Annotated in this window: 17 protein-coding genes; 8 read left to right on the top strand and 9 right to left on the bottom strand. The window is 71.5% G+C overall.

Annotated features, from left to right (window positions below):
• Nucleotides 1–68: 68 nt before the first annotated feature.
• The 5 genes from NAF06_RS02135 to NAF06_RS02115 all read right to left on the bottom strand — a co-directional run bounded on the left by NAF06_RS02135 (nt 69) and on the right by NAF06_RS02115 (nt 5,024).
• Nucleotides 69–1,391, bottom strand: a complete 1,323-nt coding sequence (locus NAF06_RS02135) for a M28 family peptidase (protein WP_008581663.1) — start codon at nt 1,389–1,391, stop codon at nt 69–71.
• A 94-nt stretch (nt 1,392–1,485) separates the two neighbouring features.
• Entirely contained in the window at nt 1,486–2,145 is a 660-nt protein-coding gene (locus NAF06_RS02130; protein ID WP_008581661.1) for a DUF420 domain-containing protein, read from the bottom strand.
• 105 nt (nt 2,146–2,250) lie between these two features.
• Entirely contained in the window at nt 2,251–3,303 is a 1,053-nt protein-coding gene (locus NAF06_RS02125; RefSeq protein WP_008581660.1) for an NAD(P)-dependent glycerol-1-phosphate dehydrogenase, read from the bottom strand.
• 86 nt (nt 3,304–3,389) lie between these two features.
• Nucleotides 3,390–4,088 carry a LysE family translocator gene (locus NAF06_RS02120; protein WP_008581659.1) on the bottom strand — a complete coding sequence of 233 codons (699 nt, stop codon included), beginning with the start codon at nt 4,086–4,088 and terminating at the stop codon, nt 3,390–3,392.
• Between the two features lie 147 nt (nt 4,089–4,235).
• A complete protein-coding gene (locus NAF06_RS02115) occupies nt 4,236–5,024 on the bottom strand; it encodes a DUF2103 domain-containing protein (protein WP_008581658.1) in 789 nt (262 codons plus the stop codon).
• Nucleotides 5,025–5,135: 111 nt separating this feature from the next.
• On the opposite strand from NAF06_RS02115, the gene NAF06_RS02110 reads away from it, so the two are divergent.
• Together NAF06_RS02110 and NAF06_RS02105 are read left to right on the top strand one after the other, a co-directional pair.
• Nucleotides 5,136–5,771: a hypothetical protein gene (locus NAF06_RS02110; protein ID WP_008581657.1), complete on the top strand. Its 636-nt coding sequence runs from the start codon at nt 5,136–5,138 to the stop codon at nt 5,769–5,771.
• Nucleotides 5,768–6,430: a DUF2238 domain-containing protein gene (locus tag NAF06_RS02105; protein ID WP_049908582.1), complete on the top strand. Its 663-nt coding sequence runs from the start codon at nt 5,768–5,770 to the stop codon at nt 6,428–6,430. The genes NAF06_RS02110 and NAF06_RS02105 overlap by 4 nt, the downstream gene beginning before the upstream one ends.
• 20 nt (nt 6,431–6,450) lie before the next feature.
• On the opposite strand, the gene NAF06_RS02100 is transcribed toward NAF06_RS02105, so the two are convergent.
• Together NAF06_RS02100 and aroA are read right to left on the bottom strand one after the other, a co-directional pair.
• Entirely contained in the window at nt 6,451–7,602 is a 1,152-nt protein-coding gene (locus NAF06_RS02100; RefSeq protein WP_008581655.1) for an ArsA family ATPase, read from the bottom strand.
• 385 nt (nt 7,603–7,987) lie between these two features.
• Nucleotides 7,988–9,364, bottom strand: coding sequence for a 3-phosphoshikimate 1-carboxyvinyltransferase (aroA, locus tag NAF06_RS02095; protein ID WP_008581653.1), 1,377 nt, complete (start codon nt 9,362–9,364; stop codon nt 7,988–7,990).
• A 202-nt stretch (nt 9,365–9,566) separates the two neighbouring features.
• On the opposite strand from aroA, the gene NAF06_RS02090 reads away from it, so the two are divergent.
• Nucleotides 9,567–10,100 (top strand): multiprotein bridging factor aMBF1, encoded by a 534-nt coding sequence (locus NAF06_RS02090; protein WP_049908581.1) that lies wholly within the window; start codon nt 9,567–9,569, stop codon nt 10,098–10,100.
• 48 nt (nt 10,101–10,148) lie between these two features.
• Here the strand turns inward: NAF06_RS02090 and NAF06_RS02085 are convergent, their stop codons facing one another.
• Nucleotides 10,149–10,559, bottom strand: coding sequence for a disulfide bond formation protein B (locus tag NAF06_RS02085; protein WP_008581651.1), 411 nt, complete (start codon nt 10,557–10,559; stop codon nt 10,149–10,151).
• Entirely contained in the window at nt 10,556–11,329 is a 774-nt protein-coding gene (locus NAF06_RS02080) for a DICT sensory domain-containing protein (RefSeq protein ID WP_008581650.1), read from the bottom strand. Before NAF06_RS02080 ends, NAF06_RS02085 begins: the two co-directional genes overlap by 4 nt.
• A gap of 180 nt (nt 11,330–11,509) precedes the next feature.
• Between NAF06_RS02080 and tpiA the strand changes: the two genes are divergently transcribed.
• The 5 genes from tpiA (at nt 11,510) to NAF06_RS02055 (ending at nt 16,807) form a co-directional block, all read left to right on the top strand.
• A complete protein-coding gene (gene tpiA / locus NAF06_RS02075) occupies nt 11,510–12,154 on the top strand; it encodes a triose-phosphate isomerase (protein ID WP_008581649.1) in 645 nt (214 codons plus the stop codon).
• 237 nt (nt 12,155–12,391) lie between these two features.
• Entirely contained in the window at nt 12,392–14,308 is a 1,917-nt protein-coding gene (gene dnaK / locus NAF06_RS02070) for a molecular chaperone DnaK (protein WP_008581648.1), read from the top strand.
• Between the two features lie 82 nt (nt 14,309–14,390).
• Complete coding sequence (gene dnaJ / locus NAF06_RS02065) at nt 14,391–15,560, top strand: molecular chaperone DnaJ (protein ID WP_008581647.1); 1,170 nt, start codon at nt 14,391–14,393, stop codon at nt 15,558–15,560.
• A 76-nt stretch (nt 15,561–15,636) separates the two neighbouring features.
• Nucleotides 15,637–15,957: a cupin domain-containing protein gene (locus NAF06_RS02060; RefSeq protein ID WP_008581645.1), complete on the top strand. Its 321-nt coding sequence runs from the start codon at nt 15,637–15,639 to the stop codon at nt 15,955–15,957.
• Between the two features lie 88 nt (nt 15,958–16,045).
• On the top strand, nt 16,046–16,807 hold the full coding sequence (locus NAF06_RS02055) for an AMP-binding protein (RefSeq protein WP_008581644.1): 762 nt from the start codon (nt 16,046–16,048) through the stop codon (nt 16,805–16,807).
• Nucleotides 16,808–16,825 lie beyond the last annotated feature (18 nt).

The following is a 16,825-nucleotide window of genomic DNA, read 5'->3' as shown; positions in this document are numbered from 1 at the left end:
TTCGACCCCGTCGGCTGCCCGCCCTCTCGACCCGCCCCCTCGGATCGCCGCCCTCCGCGCTTCGGTCGCTAAAACGTCCAGTCGCCGGTGAGCTTCATCCCGGTCGCCTTCCCCTCGTCTTCGAGCGCCGCGGCGATCTCGCCCGTGTCGCGGCGCGGGATCGACGCGTCGGCGTCGGCGAGGTCGACGACGAGTTCCGTCAGGAGGATCGCCTGCTCCCTGAGGTTCCGCGACTCCAGCTTGTCGAGCGTGTCGGCGTGGGTGTGTCCCCAGCCGCGGCCGCGGCCCTCGGTCTCGCCCGAGATCATGTACCCCGGGATCCCCCGCTTCACGAACGGCCAGTGGTCGCTGTGGGGGACCAGCTCTCCGCCGGTCGAAATCGCGTGATCGAAGCGGTCGCTCACCCGCTCCGCGGCGTCCGCGAGCGCGTCGAAGTCGTGGTGGTCGACCCGCAGCGTCCGGCCGAACACGTTGCTGTCGACGTTGACGACGGCGCGGACCGCCTCCCGGTCGGCCGCCTCGGCGGCCGCCGACGAGCCGACGAGGCCGACCTCCTCGGCCCCGAACGCGGCGAACCGGACCTTCAGGTCGAGCTCGTCTTCCCGGGCCGCGAGCGCCCGCGCGACCTCGACTATCGTCGCCGTGCCCGCGCCGTTGTCCATCGCGCCCTCCGCGAGGTCGTGGGCGTCGACGTGCGAGGAGACGATCAGGTGCTCGTCGGTGTCGGGCCCGAGTTCGGCGACGGCATTCCCGCTCGTCGCCGCGGGGGTCTCGCAGTCGACCGCGACGGTCAGCTCGTCGCCCTCGTTCCGGCGTGCGAGCCGCGCGCCCGTCTCCTTCGAGACGCCGACGGCGGGGATGTCGCCGACGGGGTCGTCCGCGGTCCCGACGCTTCCGGTCGGCGGGAGCGTCCCCTCGACGTGGTTGGCGAAGACGAAGGCGGCCGCGCCCGCGTCGACGGCGCGGTAGTACTTCTCGCGGCGGTGGATGAACCGGTCGACGGAGTCGGGGGTGTCCGACGAGACCATCACGACCTTCCCCGTCAGGTCGGCCTCGAAGTCCTCTGGGACGCCGTGCGCGAGGTCGACGAACTCCCCCGTCGCCTCGGCGCTCGGGCTCCGCGGCAGCGCGATACAGGCGTTCGGGCCGACCGCGACCGGGTCGCCGGTCGCCGCGTCCCGGACCGCGCTGTCGCCGCGCTCCCAGCCCTGGATCTCGAACTCCTCGATCTCGGCGTTCCGCGCCCCGGCGGCGGCGAACGCGTCCCGCGTCAGCTCCAGCGCCTCGCGCTCGCCCGCCGAGCCGGCCATTCGGTCGTCGAGGTCGACCAAGTCGAGGAGGTGGTTCCAACCCGCGTCGCTCGTGAACGTCTCGCCGATCCAGTCGGTCATGGGTACGAGTGTCTCGCCCGCGGGTCAAGCGTTGCGGTGTCGGCGGGGGCGGCCGGGACCGCCCCGCGGCACGCGAGAAGAACTCCCTCGGCCGTCAGACCGGAACGGCGGGCAGGAGGACCGTCGCGGCCTCGGCGGCGGCGAACGTCGAGTCGTACAGGTGGTTCAACAGGAGGTACGTGACGACCCCGAGCGCGAGCGAGAGGATCCACGCGCTCGCGGCGATCCGGCCGACGCGGCGGTGGGGTGTCTCGTTCCGCAGTTCCCGCTCCGAGTGGGTGAGCCCGAGGACGATGGCGTAGAGGACGACCGGCACCGACACCACGGAGAGGACGATGTGGATCGCGAGCATGACCAGGTACGCCGGGTACACCCAGTCCCACAGCGGGACCCACGCGTACGACGAGTCCAGCACGAACTCCTTGGTGCCGCCGCCCGCGACCTTCGGGAGGTACATGCCGAGGAACACGAGGATGAGGACGAACGACGTCGTCATCGCCGCGGCGTGTTTCTTCACCTCGTCGTTGCGGATCCAGTACCAGCCGAGCGAGAGGGAGATCACGGTGACGGTGTTGACGGCGGCGATGGCGTGCGCGAGGAGGTCGACGGTCCCCCGCGTGAGCGTCGGGAACAGCGCTTGGAACTCGGGGACGAGGAACACGCCGCCGACGGCCCCGTAGCCGACGACGGTGAGGAGGACGGTTATCGCGGTGGGGTGTTCTGCGGCCCTGTCGCGGACGCTGACGGTGGACATATCGGACGTACTCTCGGCAGCGTTATTGGCCTTTCGAGGTCGGTCCCCGTCGCCGGAATCCGGCGTCCGCCGGGACCGTCTCGCCCGCGGCGACCGGGAGGCGATTCAGCCGTCGATGACGCCCGTCGCGGTCGCGACCTCGATCGCCGCCTCCTCGTTGATCCCGCCCTGGAGGATGGTGTACCGGTCGCGGATCTCGTGGGCGCTCGTCAGGGCGGCGATCAGCTCCGCGTCGTCGATCCCGAGTCCGGCCGCGGTCGTCGGCGCGTCGAGCTCGGCGAGCGCGTCGCGGATGGCGTTCCACCGGCCGTTCTCGCCGCTGTGGAGGTACTCGGTCATGATCGACGCGACGCCGACCTGGTGGCCGTGGAGCGCCTTTCCGGGCGCGATCCGGTCGAGCTGGTGGGATATGAGGTGTTCCGCGCCGGAGGCGGGCCGCGAGGAGCCGGCGATGGACATCGCGACGCCCGAGGAGACGAGCGCCTTCACTACCACCCACGCCGACTCCTCTAACCCCGGCCGGATCATGTCGGCGTTCTCGACGAGCAGCTCCGCGGTCATCTCCGAGAGCGCGCCCGCGTACTCGCTGTACTCGACGTTCCGGAGCCGGCGGGCGAGCCGCCAGTCCTTCACGGCGGTGTAGTTGGAGATGATGTCCGCACAGCCCGCGGTGGTGAGCCGCCACGGCGCGTCCGCGATCAGCGTCGTGTCCGCGACGACCGCGAGCGGCGGGTCGGCGGCGACCGAGTGGCGCGTGTCGCCCTCGGGGATCGACGAGCGCCCGGAGACGATGCCGTCGTGGGAGGCGACCGTCGGGACGGAGACGAAGCCGACGTCGAGGTGGTCGGCGGCCATCTTCGCGATGTCGATCGGCTTCCCGCCGCCCAAGGCGATCAGGTAGCCGGGGTCGACCGCCTCCGCGGTCTCTTTCAGCTCCTCGACGGCGGCGAAGGAGGCCTCCTCGACGACGGCGGTCGCGGGGTCGTCGAACTGCGCGCGCACCCGGTCGCCGGCGATTTCGTTCGGCGTCGGACTGGTCACGATCAGCGGTCGACCCGTGAGATAGAGGTCGCCGACCGCCTCTCCGAGGTCGTTGAGGACGTCGTGTCCCACGAGGACGTTCCGCGGGAGCTTGATCCACGTCGTCTTCTCGAACATACGGGACGGTCGCGCCGACGGGGCAAAGCCGTTGTCCATGTCGGTCGCCGGACGCGGGCGTCGGTCCCCTCCCGCCCACCCTCCGCTCAGACGGCCAGCGCCGAGAGCGTCGTCGCCGCGTCGTAGAGGAAGTAGACGCCGAACCCGGCGAGCACGACGGCCGAGCCGACCGCGACGACCGGCGCGAACGCCTCGATCCGGCGCTCAGCGGCGACGAGTCCGGTCGGGAACCCGGTGACCCAGAGCAACACGCCGAGGAAGAAGCCGACGATGAGCGCGGGCGACCCGGTGGCGACGACGAGCGTCCCGGCGAGGTCCGCGCCGACGACCGGCAGCCGCGAGAGGACGTCGAGTTCGCCGGGCCGGAGGAGGCCGACGCCGATGGTCAGCCAGAACAGCACCTGATACGGGTTCGTCAGGGCGAGCACCAGCGCCTTGCGGAACCCCTTTCCCTCCGCGACGATCGGTTCCTCGCCCTCCGTCGGGCGGAAGGACTCCCGGGCCCCCTGCGCCGCGCCGACGGCGAAGTACAGCATCAGGACGCCGCCGACCGCGACCATGAGGCCCTGTACCAGCGGGAACGACTCCACGACCGCGACGACGCCGACGTACGCGAGGACGAAGAAGATCGCGTCGGCGGTGGCGGCCCCGAGTCCGGCCCTGACCCCGGCGACGCGGCCGCGGAGGACCGACTCCTCGGCGATCACCGCGTTCATCGGGCCGGGCGGGGCCGCGAGCGCCAGTCCGAAGACGACGCCCGCGCCGAGCGTGACGAGGGTACTCACGTCGCTCGCAACGCCCGGTTTCGTGAAAAACCTCGCGACAGAGAGGCGGTCGGTAGCGGTCGGTTCCGGCCCGTACGCCGGAGATCGGGACATCGACGGACGGATGTGGACACGCCGGTCGGGACTCGGTCGCCGCGGCGACCCCGGCTACGGGTCCTGAAGCTCCGCGTCGCGGAGCGCCTCGTTGAGGTCTTCTCGGACGCGCTCGCCGGTCTCGCGGTCCATCGCCGTGGTGACGATCCGGTTCTCCTGAACGCTGGAGCCGTCCCGCAGGAGGAGTCGGACGTTCCCGTTGGTCCCGGCGCGCGTCGCCTTCGCGCGGAGGCCCGTCCGCGACCCGGTTCCGCCGGCGTCGATGGGACCCGGCACGATCTTCTTGACGTGCGGGTGTTCCGCGACGGTCTGGACGGCCTTCCGGCCCTTGCGGTCGCCGATCAGCGTCGAGTGGGACCCCCCGATCTTCTCCCTCGGCGGCGTCTCGACCACCGCCAGCGAGCGGTCGCCCCGCCGGTCGAGGACCCACGCGACGACCGGGCTCACGTCCTCGCGGTCGTCGTCGCTGTCGTCGTCAGCGCCCTCTCGGCGACCCCCCGCGCCGCCGTCCGGGACGCGGTAGAACTCGTGGTGGAGCTGCGCGCGCGTCTCGCGGAGGGGTTCACGCTCGCCGGCGGCGTAGACGGTCTCGGGGCGCTTCCGGCGGATTTCGTCCGCGACGCGGCCGGCGAAGTTCCGGAGTTGGACCTCGCTCAGCCGCTCGCCCGCCTCCGGGCGCGTGGTGACCGTCGTCTGGCCGACGACCGCGTCCTCGTCGAGTATCGTCAGGTGCGCGCGGTCGCTCTCGAACTCGGCGACGACGGCGTCGGCGTTGGCGGTGTTACAGGTGAGACAGTAGTCCCCCGGCTTCTCGATCGGGGTGCCACACCGCCGGCAGTTCATACCGATCGGACGGGCGTAGCGGGTAAAAGGGCGTCCGTTCGGCCCGTCCGGTCTCGGGCCGTCCGTCGGACGGAGCAACCCCTATTAGTGCCCTCGGCGTTGAGGCCCCGTATGGACGGAACGCAACGCGACGGAGGGGCGGGCGACGAGACCGTCGAGGACCGGTTAGTTCGGCTCCTCCGAAACGGCCGCACCAACGCGGTCGTCGTGTGGGCGATGGTCGCGGTGCTCGCCGGGGTGTTCGTCGAGAGCCTCCTCGACGCCGACCTGCTGTCGCTCGTGTTCGTCGTCGGCCTCGTCGCGGTCGTCGCGGCCCCCGCCGTCTCGGCGCGGGACTGGAAGGTGTTGCTCCCGGCCGAACTGCTCGGGCTCGCGCTGCTGCCGGCGCTCGTGCGAGCGCTGTTCGGCGGCGAGCTCGGCGTCTTCGCGACGTACCTCGCGCTCGCCGCCCTGGCGCTCGTCCTCATCGTCGAGTTCCACATGTTCACGTCGCTCCAAGTGACCCACTGGTTCGCCGTCGCGCTCGTCACGCTAACGACGCTGGCGACGGCGGGCGCGTGGACGATCCTGCGATGGAACGCCGATCGGCTGCTCGGAACGAACTACCTGACGACGAACGACGCGCTGATGATGGAGTGGATCTACGTGACGCTGGCCGGACTCGCCGCCGGGATCCTCTTCGACGCGTACTTCAGACGCCGGGGGCGGCGTCTGGGACGCGCCATCCGGCGGGTGGTGCGCCGATGAGGATCCTCCCCCGCCCCTCGATGCGGACGCAGCGACGGCTCACGCGGGCGATGCAGGTGCTCCTCGTCGGGATCGTCGTCTACGGGCTCGTCGGCGGGAGCCTGGGGTTGCCGGGCGGCGGGACGAAGGCGGTAACGAACGGGACGATCGGACTCCTCGTCACGCTCATCCCGGCGATCCTCGAACGGAACTACGACATCCCGCTGGACCCGTGGCTCGGCGTGTGGATCACGGCAGCGGTGTTCCTCCACACCCTCGGGTCGGCGGGGTTCTACGCGCAGATCGGCTGGTGGGACCACCTCACGCACGCGCTGTCGGCGTCGCTCGTCGCCGGCGCGGGCTACACCGCGATCCGCGCCGTCGACCTCCACAGCGACGAGATCCGGATCCCCGCCCGATTCGCGTTCGCCTTCATCTTCGTGGTGGTGCTCGGGTTCGGCGTCTTCTGGGAGCTGTTCGAGTTCGGACTCGACATCGTCGCCGACGAGACCGGGATCGACATGCCGCTCGCGCAACACGGGCTCGACGACACCGTGGCCGACCTCACGTACAACTCGGTGGGCGCGTTGCTCGTCGCGGTGTTCGGACAGGCGCACCTCGCCGGCGTCGCGGACGACGTCAGGGAGGGGCTGTTCTCCGACGCCAACTCGGGGGAGTAGCCCGGGTCGTCTGACGCCGCTCAGTTCAGGCAGGCGGCGACCACCCGCAGCGCGGCCTCCCCGCGCACCTCGTTCGCGAGCAGGGGGACCCGCTTCACTTCGCGGCCGCGGAACAGGTCTGTCGCCTCGCGGAGCGCGTTCTGTTGGACCTCCCACCGCCGCGCGCAGAACTCGCAGCTGTCGGGGTTCGGCTCGACCACCCAGTCGGGGTCGATCGCGGTCCCGATCCCGCCGGTCACGTCGCCGACGCCCTCCATCACGCGGTTGACGACCAGCGTGTTCACCGGAATCTCGAACTCGTCGAGGCGGGCGACGAGCCGCTCGGACTCGACGACGCTCATCTCCTCGGGGATCATCACGACGCGGAAGTCGGTCTTCGTCGGGTCGCGGAGAACGGCCCGCAGGCGCTCGATGCGCTCGCGGAGCGCTTCGAGGTCCGCCGAGGGGTCCGGCTCGTCGTCGCCCCCGCCGAACATCCCCTTGATCCCGTCCATCATGCCGGAGAAGCGCTGGCGGAGCTTCATCACGCGGCCGAGCATCGAGTCCATGATCTCCGGTAGCTGGAGCAGCCGGAGGGTGTGGCCGGTCGGTGCGGTGTCGACGACGACGCGGTCGAACCGCGGGTCGTCGAGGTACTCCAGCAGCTGTCGCATCGCCGCGGCCTCGTCCGCGCCGGGCATCGTCCCGCCGAGGAGGCCGCCGAGCCCCTCGCCGGGCTCGTCCGCGGCCCCCTCGCCGCCCATGCCGCCCATCGCGTCGCCCATCTCGCCCAGCCCGCCGAGAGGGTCCGCGTCGGCCCCGAACATCCCCTCCTCCATCGCCGCGTCGGGGTCGATCTCGGCCGCGTACAGCGGCACGTCCTCGCGGATCTGCGCCGGTTCGGCGGGAATCTCGGTCTCGTAGGTGTCGGACAGCGAGTGCGCGGGGTCGGTGGAGACGACGAGCGTGCGGACGCCGCCGGCGGCCGAGGCCAGCCCCGTCGCGGCCGCCATCGTCGTCTTGCCGACGCCGCCCTTCCCGCCGTACAGCACGTAGTCTGGCGCGTCGACGCCCGCGGGGAGGTCGGCGACCCCCTCGTCCACGGTGAGCGCTTCGTCGTCTCCGGTCGCGTCGACGCTCTCCTCGCCGCCCTCGTCGACGCGGTCGACCGGCTCGACGTCGATGTTGTCCATGTTCCCGTGTCGTCGCGCGGGCCACCTGTACCCGTCGGTCTGTACGAATCGATGTCGAGCCGAAACTGTATTTCGGCAAATGACTTCGAGGGATCCGCGAGCAACACCGCGGTCGAGACCGCCGAAGCCCCAGCCGGGAGGCGGGCGCACGCTCGGTGCGCTCCTCGTCGCTCACTCCGTTCGCTCCTGCGGTGCTTACGTCGCCTGCGCCCGCCTCCCGGCTGCCCCTTCGAGTCCCGCCCCGCACGGCACCGCAGCCTCACGCCTCCCCAGCCTCGTCGCTCGCTTCGCTCGCGACTCCCTCGCGCGTGCTGCTCGGCCGCAGTGCGGCCTCGCAGGCACGCGCCACCGCTGGTGCCCGTCTCAGTCCACCTGCTCCACGTCCTCAGTCCGCTTGCTCCACGTCCATCCCGAGGTCGCCCATCGTCTCGAAGAAGCCGGGGAACGAGACGTCGACGTGTTCGGCACCGCGGATCGTCGTCGTCCCCTCGGCGGCGAGCGCCGCGAGCGCGAGCGCCATCACGATCCGGTGGTCGGCCCGCCCGTCGACGGTCGCCCCGCGGAGGTCGCTCTCGGAGCCGTGGACCGTGAGCACGTCCTCCTCCTCGGTCGTCTCCGCGCCGAGTTTCTCTAGTTCCTCGGCCATCGCGGACACGCGGTCGGTCTCCTTGTAGCGGACGTGCTCGCAGTTCTCGATCCGGGTGTCGCCGTCGGCGACCGCGCCGAGCGCGGCGATCGTCGGGAGGAGGTCCGGCGTGTCGCCCACGTCGACGGTGACGCCGGAGAGGGCGGCGCGCTCGACCGCGATCTCGCCCGCCTCGCGGTCCCAGTCGACCGCCGCGCCCATCTCCTCGACGATGTCGACGATCGCCGCGTCGCCCTGCGCGCTCGGTCGCGCGCCCTCGATCCGGACCGTCTCGCCCTCCGCGGTCGCCACGGCCCCCGCCCCGAGGAGGTACGAGATGGACGAGAAGTCGCCGGGGACCGCGTAGCTGCCGCCCGCCGGCTCGTAGGTCTGCCCGCCCGGGACCGAGAAGCCGGCGGCTCCCGCCGCCCCGTCGAGGGGGTCGCCGGCCTCGTCGACGGGGGTCGCCTCGACGCCGAAGTCCGCGAGCAGTTCCAGCGTGATGTCGACGTACGGGGCGGACTTCAGCGCCGTCGTGAGGTCGACCTCGGTCCCCTCGTCGGTGACGGCCCCGGCCATCAGCAGCGCCGTGACGTACTGCGAGGAGACGTCGCCCGGGATCGCCACCTCGCCCCCCGCGAGCGGCCCGGAGACTACCAGCGGGGCCCGCCCGTTCGCCCGCGTCGACTCCGCGCGCACGCCGAGGTCCCCGAGCGCGTCGAGGAGGGGGCCCTGCGGCCGGGACCGGAGCGACCCGTCGCCGGTGAGGACGGTGGTGCCGTCCGCGAGCGCGGCCGCGGCGGTGACGAGCCGCATCGTCGTCCCCGAGTTCGCGCAGTCGATCACGTCCTCCGGGACCCCCGGTCGGCCGCCGAACCCCTCGACCGCGAGCGCGTCGGCGTCGCCGAGGTCGCCGTCGGGGTCACTCCCGTCGTCGTCCTCGCCGATCCCACCGACCGCGCCGCCGAACCCGGTCACGGCGCGTGCCGTGGCCCGCGTGTCGGCGGAGATCAGCGGCGACTCGACGGTCGCGCCCTCGCTGTAGCCGGCCGCGAGCAGCGCGCGGTGGGTGTAGCTCTTCGACGGCGGCGCGCGGGCGGTCCCTCGGAGCTCCGAGCGCGTGACGTGTACGTCCATACGTCCCCCTGCCGCCCGCGGCGACAAGTCGGTACCGACCGCGGCACGATTGCGACCCCGGGCGTCAGGGGAGGGGGCCGACGCGACGTCGGGGTGGTGGCCGACGCGGCGTCGGGGCGGTGGCCGACGCGGCGTCGGGGGCCGGGGCTCGTCGCGAGGTCGCGGCACACCCTTTATACCACCGGGAGCGTTAGCGTCGCGTATGCCCCAGTGTGAGATGTGCGGCACCGAGGAGGCCTCGCTGACGACGACGAAGGTCGAAGGTGCCGAACTGGAGCTTTGTAGCTCGTGTACGGACTTCGGGACCGAGGTCCGCGACGAGTCGACGAGCTCCGGCGGCGGCAAGTACTCCACCAGCTCCAGCACCGGGAAGTCGTCCTCGTCGTCCGGGTCGTCCGGCTCCTCCGGCTCCGGCTCCTCGGGCGGCTCGACGCGCCCCCGCGACATGTTCGACGACATGGACGAGATCGCCACCGACTACGACGAGGTGATCCGCGAGGCGCGCGAGTCGCGCGGACTGAGTCAGGAGGAGCTGGCCGACCAGCTCAACGAGAAGGCGAGCCTCATCCGCAAGCTCGAACGCGGCGACACGCTCCCGACCGACGAGGTCCAGCGGAAGCTCGAACGCGCGCTCGACGTCTCGCTCGTCGAGGGCCAGTCCGCCGACGACGCCGACTGGGAGACCGACGACCCGGGGACGATGACCCTCGGCGACGTCGTCAAGCGGAAGGACTGACCGGACCGCGCCCCGAATCTTCCCCGCTTTTCTCGCCCGTTCCGCCCGTCAGACGCGTCGACGCATCCCGACGAGCAGGACCGCGAGCACCCCGAACGCGACGAGCGAGAGGTTCGGGATCGAGAGTCCGACCAGCGGACTCCGCCACAGCACGGTCGCGCAGGGGCCGCCGACCGTGCACTCCGCCAGCGTCGCCTGGAGGTACGAGTGGTACACGGCGAGGCCCAGCCCGACCGCGACGAGCGGCAGCGCGGTCCGCGCGACCGCCGGCCGCTCCTCGACGGCCGCGACGCCGAGGACGACGACGAGCGGGTACATGGCGATCCGCTGGTACCAGCAGAGGTCGCAGGGGGTGAGCCCGAGTCCGAGGCTGAACCAGAGGCTCCCAGCGGTCGCGAGCGTCGCGACGGCCGTCGCGGCCGACAGCCACGCGGTCGCCGCCGAGCGCCCGCCGGTCACGCGGTCGCTCCGCCGTCGTCGGTCCGCTCGGACCCGCCGTAGCGCTCGGTCAGGTAGTCGATGATGTAGTCGACCGTCTCGGGGTCGTAGCTCCAGAACCCGTAGAACTCGCCGGGGGCGCGCTCCTCGGCCAGCAGCGCGCACTTCGCCTCGTCGTAGCCGCCGCCGTCGTACGCGACGAACCACGTCTCCCGGATCTCGGCGGTCTCGCCGACGTGGACGGTGTAGTGGTCCACGTCCGGCGCGTCCCCCTCGTCCGCGGCGTAGGCGTGGACGTCGAGCCGCTCCTTCTCGCCGAGCAGGGCGTAAGTGTCGGCCTCGCCGGTGAGGACGTCGAGCGTCTGGAACCCGGCGTGAAGCTCCCCGTCTCCGACCCGCCAGGCGCGGTCCTCGATCTCGCGGGACGCGGCGACCATGTCCTCGCGGGTGTAGGAGGTGAACATCGTCTCGTCGAGGTGGTCCAACACCGGCTTTCCGACGCGTCCGGTCGTCCCTGTGTCGGCCTCCTGACCGACGGCATCGTCACCCGATTTGCCGTCCCCGTCCGGGCGCGGCAGCAGGTCGTCGACGGTCACCGCCGTGACGAACTCGCCGTCCCGCGCCAGCACGGCGAACTCCTCCGGGCCGGAGGCCGTCTGGTCGTCGACGATCCGGACGTTGCGGTCGGCGAAGTACTCCCGAAGCTCGTCCGTAACGGCCGGATCGGCGTTGAACACGGTCAGCGTGGCCTCGTGAGCCTCCACGCCCGCGATGAGCTCGATGAGGGACATCTCTTGTCGGACCCACAACAGCGGGGTATAAGGTCGTTTCTGCACTCGGCCCCGTGCGCCCCGGCCTCCTGACCCCGACGGTTCGTCGAACTGCTCGACGGGGACCGAAGCGCTCGGCGGGTCATCAGGGGAGCGCCGCGAAGCATGAAGCTATTTGCGCCGCGCCCACCGAGTGAGCGCATGTTCATTCTGGTGAACCTCAAGGCGTACCCGTGCGATCCGATCGAAGTGGCGACCGCGGCCCGCGACGTGGCCGAGGCGTCCGGCGCGCGGATCGCCGTCTCGCCGCAGGCGGCGGACGTCGCGCGCGTCGCGGAGACCGGCGTCGAGACGTGGGCGCAGCACGTCTCGCCGAACGCGCACGGCTCCCACACCGGGTCGACGCTCGCGGAGGCCGTCGCCGACAACGGCGCGGCGGGGACGCTGATCAACCACTCCGAGAACCGCCTGAAGCTCGCGGACGTGGACGGCTCGGTCCGCGCGGCCGAGCGCGCCGACCTCGAGACGATCGTCTGCGCGAACAACCCGGCGCAGGTCGGTGCCGCCGCCGCGCTCGGTCCCGACGCGGTCGCCGTCGAGCCGCCGGAACTCATCGGCGGCGACGTCTCCGTCGCCACCGCCGACCCCGGGATCGTCGAGGACGCGGTCGCGGCCGCCGAGGCCGTCGACCCCGCGGTCGACGTGTTCTGCGGGGCCGGCGTCTCGACGGGCGAGGACGTCTCGACCGCCGGCGACCTCGGGGCCGCGGGCGTCCTGCTCGCCTCCGGCGTCGCGAAGGCCGACGACCCCGAGTCCGTCCTCGAAGACCTCGTCAGCGGGATCTGAGGCGCGGACCCGGCGCGAGGCCGACGCGAGTCCGGCGCGGACCGGAGCCCGAACCCCGGCCGGTCCGCGGTCACGAGCGGAGCCGGGACGCCGCTGCGTTTGCGGATCTGTATAAATACATCGATGTGAGCGACTCACACGATCGAGAAACCGCACGACGGCAGCGGTTTCTTTCTTCCGCCGAAATGGCGGCGTCTAGTAACCTTTAACCGAAACAAGCCGCTATCTGTGACCAAGATGGCGAGCAACAAAATTCTCGGTATCGACCTCGGTACCACCAACTCCGCGTTCGCGGTGATGGAAGGCGACGAGCCGGAGATCATCGCGAACGCCGAGGGCGACCGGACGACGCCCTCGGTCGTCGCGTTCGCCGACGACGACGAGCGCCTCGTCGGCAAGCCCGCGAAGAACCAGGCCGTCCAGAACCCCGACCGCACGATCCAGTCGATCAAGCGGCACATGGGCGAGGACGGCTACACCGTCGAGATCGGCGACGACGAGTACACGCCGGAGCAGGTCTCGGCGATGATCCTCCAGAAGATCAAACGCGACGCCGAGGAGTACCTCGGCGACGATGTCGAGAAGGCGGTCATCACGGTTCCCGCCTACTTCAACGACAAGCAGCGGCAGGCGACCAAGGACGCCGGCGAGATCGCCGGCTTCGAGGTCGAGCGCATCGTCAACGAGCCGACCGCCGCCTCCATGGCGTACGGCCTCGACGACGAGTCCGACCAGACGGTCCTCGTGTACGACCTCGGGGGCGGCACGTTCGACGTGTCGGTCCTCGATCTCGGCGGCGGCGTCTACGAGGTCGTCGCCACGAACGGGGACAACGACCTCGGCGGCGACGACTGGGACGAGGCGCTCATCGACCACCTCGCCGACGAGTTCCAGAACGACCACGGGATCGACCTCCGCGACGACCGGCAGGCGCTCCAGCGCCTGAAGGACGCCGCCGAGGAGGCGAAGATCGAGCTGTCGAACAAGAAGGAGACCACGGTCAACCTCCCCTTCATCACCGCGACCGACAGCGGGCCGGTCCACCTCGAACAGTCCGTCACCCGCGCGACGTTCGAGAACCTCACCTCGGACCTCATCGACCGCACCGTCGAGCCGACGGAGCAGGCGCTCTCTGACGCCGGCTACTCGAAGTCGGATATCGACGAGGTCATCCTCGTCGGCGGCTCCACCCGGATGCCGCAAGTCCAGGAGAAGGTCGAGGAGCTCGTCGGGCAGGAGCCGAAGAAGAACGTCAACCCCGACGAGGCGGTCGCGCTCGGCGCAGCGGTCCAGGGCGGCGTGCTCTCCGGCGACGTCGACGACATCGTCCTGCTGGACGTGACGCCGCTCTCGCTCGGCATCGAGGTGAAGGGCGGGCTCTTCGAGCGGCTCATCGAGAAGAACACCACCATCCCGACCGAGGAGTCGAAGGTGTTCACCACGGCCGCGGACAACCAGACCTCCGTCAACGTCCGCGTCTTCCAGGGCGAACGCGAGATCGCCGAGGAGAACGAGCTGCTCGGCGCGTTCCAGCTCTCCGGCATCCCGCCGGCCCCCGCCGGAACCCCGCAGATCGAGGTCTCGTTCAACATCGACGAGAACGGCATCGTCAACGTCGAGGCCGAGGATCAGGGCTCGGGTAACGCCGAGTCGATCACCATCGAGGGCGGCGTCGGCCTCTCCGACGAGGAGATCGAGGAGATGCAGGAGGAGGCGGAGAAGCACGCCGAGGAGGACGAGGCCCGCCGCGAGCGGATCGAGGCCCGCAACGAGGCCGAGACGACGATCCAGCGCGCCGAGACTCTACTCGAAGAGAACGAGGAGGAGCTCGACGACGACGAGCTCGTCGCGGACATCGAGGCGGCCATCGAGGACGTCGAGGCGGTCCTCGAAGACGAGGACGCCGACACCGACGAGATCGAGTCCGCCACCGAGGCGCTCACCGAGGAGCTCCAGGAGATCGGCAAGCAGATGTACGAGGGACAGGCCGCGCAGGCCGGTCCCGGCGGCGCTGGCGGGGCCGGCCCCGGCGGCATGGGCGGCATGGGCGGTGCCGGCGGCCCGGGCGGCGCGGCGGGCCCCGGCGGTGCCGACGCCGACGACGAGGAGTACGTCGACGCCGACTTCGAAGACGTGGACGACGACGAGGAGTAACCCCTCGCGACCCGATTTTCGACGCTTCGACCCCGTCGCTTAAACCGACCGGGCGATCAACATCACTCAACCAACGCAACGCATGAGCGAAGATTTCTACGACGTCCTCGGCGTGTCGCGGGACGCCAGCGAGGAGGAGATAAAGAAGGCGTACCGCAAGCAGGCCGCCGAACACCACCCCGACGTCAGCGACGACGAGAACGCCGAGGAGCGGTTCAAGAAGATCCAGAAGGCCAAGGAGGTGCTCACCGACGAACAGAAGCGGAAGCAGTACGACCAGATGGGTCACGACCGCTTCACCGAGGCCGACAAGCGCGGCGCGACCGGGGGCGGCGGCCCGGGCGGCGCCGGCGGTCCCTTCGGGGGTGCCGGCGGTGCCGGCGGCGCTGGCGGGTTCGAGGACATCTTCAACCAGTTCTTCGGCGGCGGTGGTGGTCGCGGCCGCGGCGGCGGAGGCGGCGGGAATCGGCCGCGGCAGGGCCGCGACCTCAAGACTGGCCTGACGATTGACCTGGAGGAGGCGTTCGAGGGCGCGACCAAGGAGGTCACGCTCACCCGGCCGACCGAGTGCGCCATCTGCGACGGCGCGGGCCACCCGCCCGACGCCGACGTGGAGACCTGCCCGCAGTGTAACGGGCGCGGTCAGGTCCAACAGGTCCAGCAGACGCCGCTCGGGCGCGTCCAGCAGACCTCGACGTGTCCCCGCTGCGAGGGCGAGGGCGAACTGTACAGCGAGGACTGCGCCGACTGCGGCGGCGACGGCGTCGTCCGCGAGGAGGCCACGCTCTCGGTCGAGATCCCGGCGGGAATCCGCTCGGGGCAGAGCCTCCGGATGGAGCGCGAGGGCGCACCCGGCGAGAACGGCGGGCCGAAGGGCGACCTGCTGATCGAGGTCGACGTCGACGTCGGCGAGCGGTTCGAGCGCGACGGCGACGACCTCCGCGTCAACGAGGCGGTCTCGTTCCCGCAGGCCGTCTTCGGCGACACCGTCGAGGTGGAGACGGTCGACGGCACCGTCGAGATGGACGTTCCGGCCGGCACGCAGAGCGGCGAGACGTTCCGGCTCCAGGGGAAGGGGATGCCCCGGCTCCGCCGCCGCGGGCGTGGCGACCTCTACGTTCAGGTCGCGGTCGTCGTCCCCGAGTCGCTCAACGACGAACAGCGCGAGGCGCTGGAGGCGTTCGCCGAGGCCGGCGGCGAGGACATCGACGTCGGCGGCGGCTTCTTCGAGAAGCTGAAGAGCTCCTTCTGACGGTCCCGCCGCCGTACCGGTTCGGGAACCTTCGCCGGCCCGTAGCTTTTCGTCGGTGCGCGCGCTTCGCACGACCATGGGCTACGACACGACGGCCTACGACGACGTCGAACCGCGCGCTCCCGGGATGTACTTCCTCCGCGAGGCGCTCGACTGCGAGAACCTCGGCGTGACCGTCGTCGAGGGCGACGACGGGTGGGAGGGAATGGAACACGACCACGGGGACATCGACCACGAGGAGGTGTACCTGCTGCTCCACGGCGAGGCGACGCTCACCGTCGACGGCGACCCCGTCGACCTCGGCCCCGGTGACGCGGTGCGCGTCGACCCGGGATCCACCCGCGACCTGGCCTTCTCCGCGGACGGCTCGAAGATGGTCGTCGCCGGCGCTCCCTGACCCGCGGCGACGGCGTTCCGCGGGGCCGCCCCCGAACGTCATCGGGCGACGCCGCAGCGTTAAGGGCCGCGCGCTCCGAGGTTCGCGCATGGAACTCGTCGGCGACCTACTCGCGCGCGACCGCCGCACCGGCGACGCGGCGCTCGTCACGCCGGACGGGCGGGAGCGGACCCACCACGACCTGATCACGAACGGGTACAAGGCGGCGAACGTGCTCCGATACCTCGGAGTCCGCGCGGGCGCGACCGTCGCCGTCGACCCGACGCCGGGGTTTCACACCACGCTCGCGTTCCTCGGTGCCGCGGCCGTCGGCGCGCCGGTGCGGTTCGACCCGGCCGCCGGGGTCGAGGCCGGCGACCGCGTCGTCCTCGCGCCGGTCGCGACCGCGGCCGGTCTCGACCCCGAACCCGGGACGAACCTCGCCGCGTTCGGGGGGCCGCCGGACCTTCCCGACACCACCCACTGGGAGCAGGAGCTGTGGAGCGAGAACCCGGGGATGCCGCCGAGCGACGTCGCCCCCGCCGACGTCGCCGTCGTCGGACCGCCCCGAGAGTTCACGCACGGCGACCTGTGTTCGATCGCGGAGACCGCCGTCGAGAGGGGGGAGATGGACGCGGGGACGCGGGTCGTCCTCCGCCGCCCGTTCTCCGACCCGCCGGCCCTCGCGGCCGGCCTCCTCGCCCCGCTCTCCGTCGGCGGGACCGCGGTCCTCGCCCCGCCCGAACCGGGAGAGGAGGCGGGCGACGGGACCGGCGACTCCCGGGGCGACGTGGCGGTGGCTCCGAGCGACGCGGACGTGCCGGAGCCGCGGCGAATCGACCCGGCGGCGTTCGCGTCGACGACGGAGTAGCGGGGAATTCGCCCCGGA

This window comes from Halorubrum hochsteinianum (assembly GCF_023702125.1).
Taxonomy (GTDB): Archaea; Halobacteriota; Halobacteria; order Halobacteriales; family Haloferacaceae; genus Halorubrum; species Halorubrum hochsteinianum.
This window is presented reverse-complemented; position numbering and strand designations above follow the sequence as displayed.

Bases quoted from the DNA above. Each gene is read 5' to 3' on its own strand.
- NAF06_RS02105 (WP_049908582.1), top strand. From the start codon at position 5,768: ATGAGGATCCTCCCCCGCCCCTCGATGCGGACGCAGCGACGGCTCACG.
- NAF06_RS02130 (WP_008581661.1), bottom strand. From the start codon at position 2,145: ATGTCCACCGTCAGCGTCCGCGACAGGGCCGCAGAACACCCCACCGCG.
- NAF06_RS02060 (WP_008581645.1), top strand. From the start codon at position 15,637: ATGGGCTACGACACGACGGCCTACGACGACGTCGAACCGCGCGCTCCC.
- NAF06_RS02135 (WP_008581663.1), bottom strand. From the start codon at position 1,391: ATGACCGACTGGATCGGCGAGACGTTCACGAGCGACGCGGGTTGGAAC.
- NAF06_RS02080 (WP_008581650.1), bottom strand. From the start codon at position 11,329: ATGTCCCTCATCGAGCTCATCGCGGGCGTGGAGGCTCACGAGGCCACG.
- NAF06_RS02125 (WP_008581660.1), bottom strand. From the start codon at position 3,303: ATGTTCGAGAAGACGACGTGGATCAAGCTCCCGCGGAACGTCCTCGTG.
- dnaK (WP_008581648.1), top strand. From the start codon at position 12,392: ATGGCGAGCAACAAAATTCTCGGTATCGACCTCGGTACCACCAACTCC.
- tpiA (WP_008581649.1), top strand. From the start codon at position 11,510: ATGTTCATTCTGGTGAACCTCAAGGCGTACCCGTGCGATCCGATCGAA.
- NAF06_RS02055 (WP_008581644.1), top strand. From the start codon at position 16,046: ATGGAACTCGTCGGCGACCTACTCGCGCGCGACCGCCGCACCGGCGAC.
- NAF06_RS02100 (WP_008581655.1), bottom strand. From the start codon at position 7,602: ATGGACAACATCGACGTCGAGCCGGTCGACCGCGTCGACGAGGGCGGC.
- NAF06_RS02090 (WP_049908581.1), top strand. From the start codon at position 9,567: ATGCCCCAGTGTGAGATGTGCGGCACCGAGGAGGCCTCGCTGACGACG.
- aroA (WP_008581653.1), bottom strand. From the start codon at position 9,364: ATGGACGTACACGTCACGCGCTCGGAGCTCCGAGGGACCGCCCGCGCG.
- NAF06_RS02115 (WP_008581658.1), bottom strand. From the start codon at position 5,024: ATGAACTGCCGGCGGTGTGGCACCCCGATCGAGAAGCCGGGGGACTAC.
- NAF06_RS02110 (WP_008581657.1), top strand. From the start codon at position 5,136: ATGGACGGAACGCAACGCGACGGAGGGGCGGGCGACGAGACCGTCGAG.
- dnaJ (WP_008581647.1), top strand. From the start codon at position 14,391: ATGAGCGAAGATTTCTACGACGTCCTCGGCGTGTCGCGGGACGCCAGC.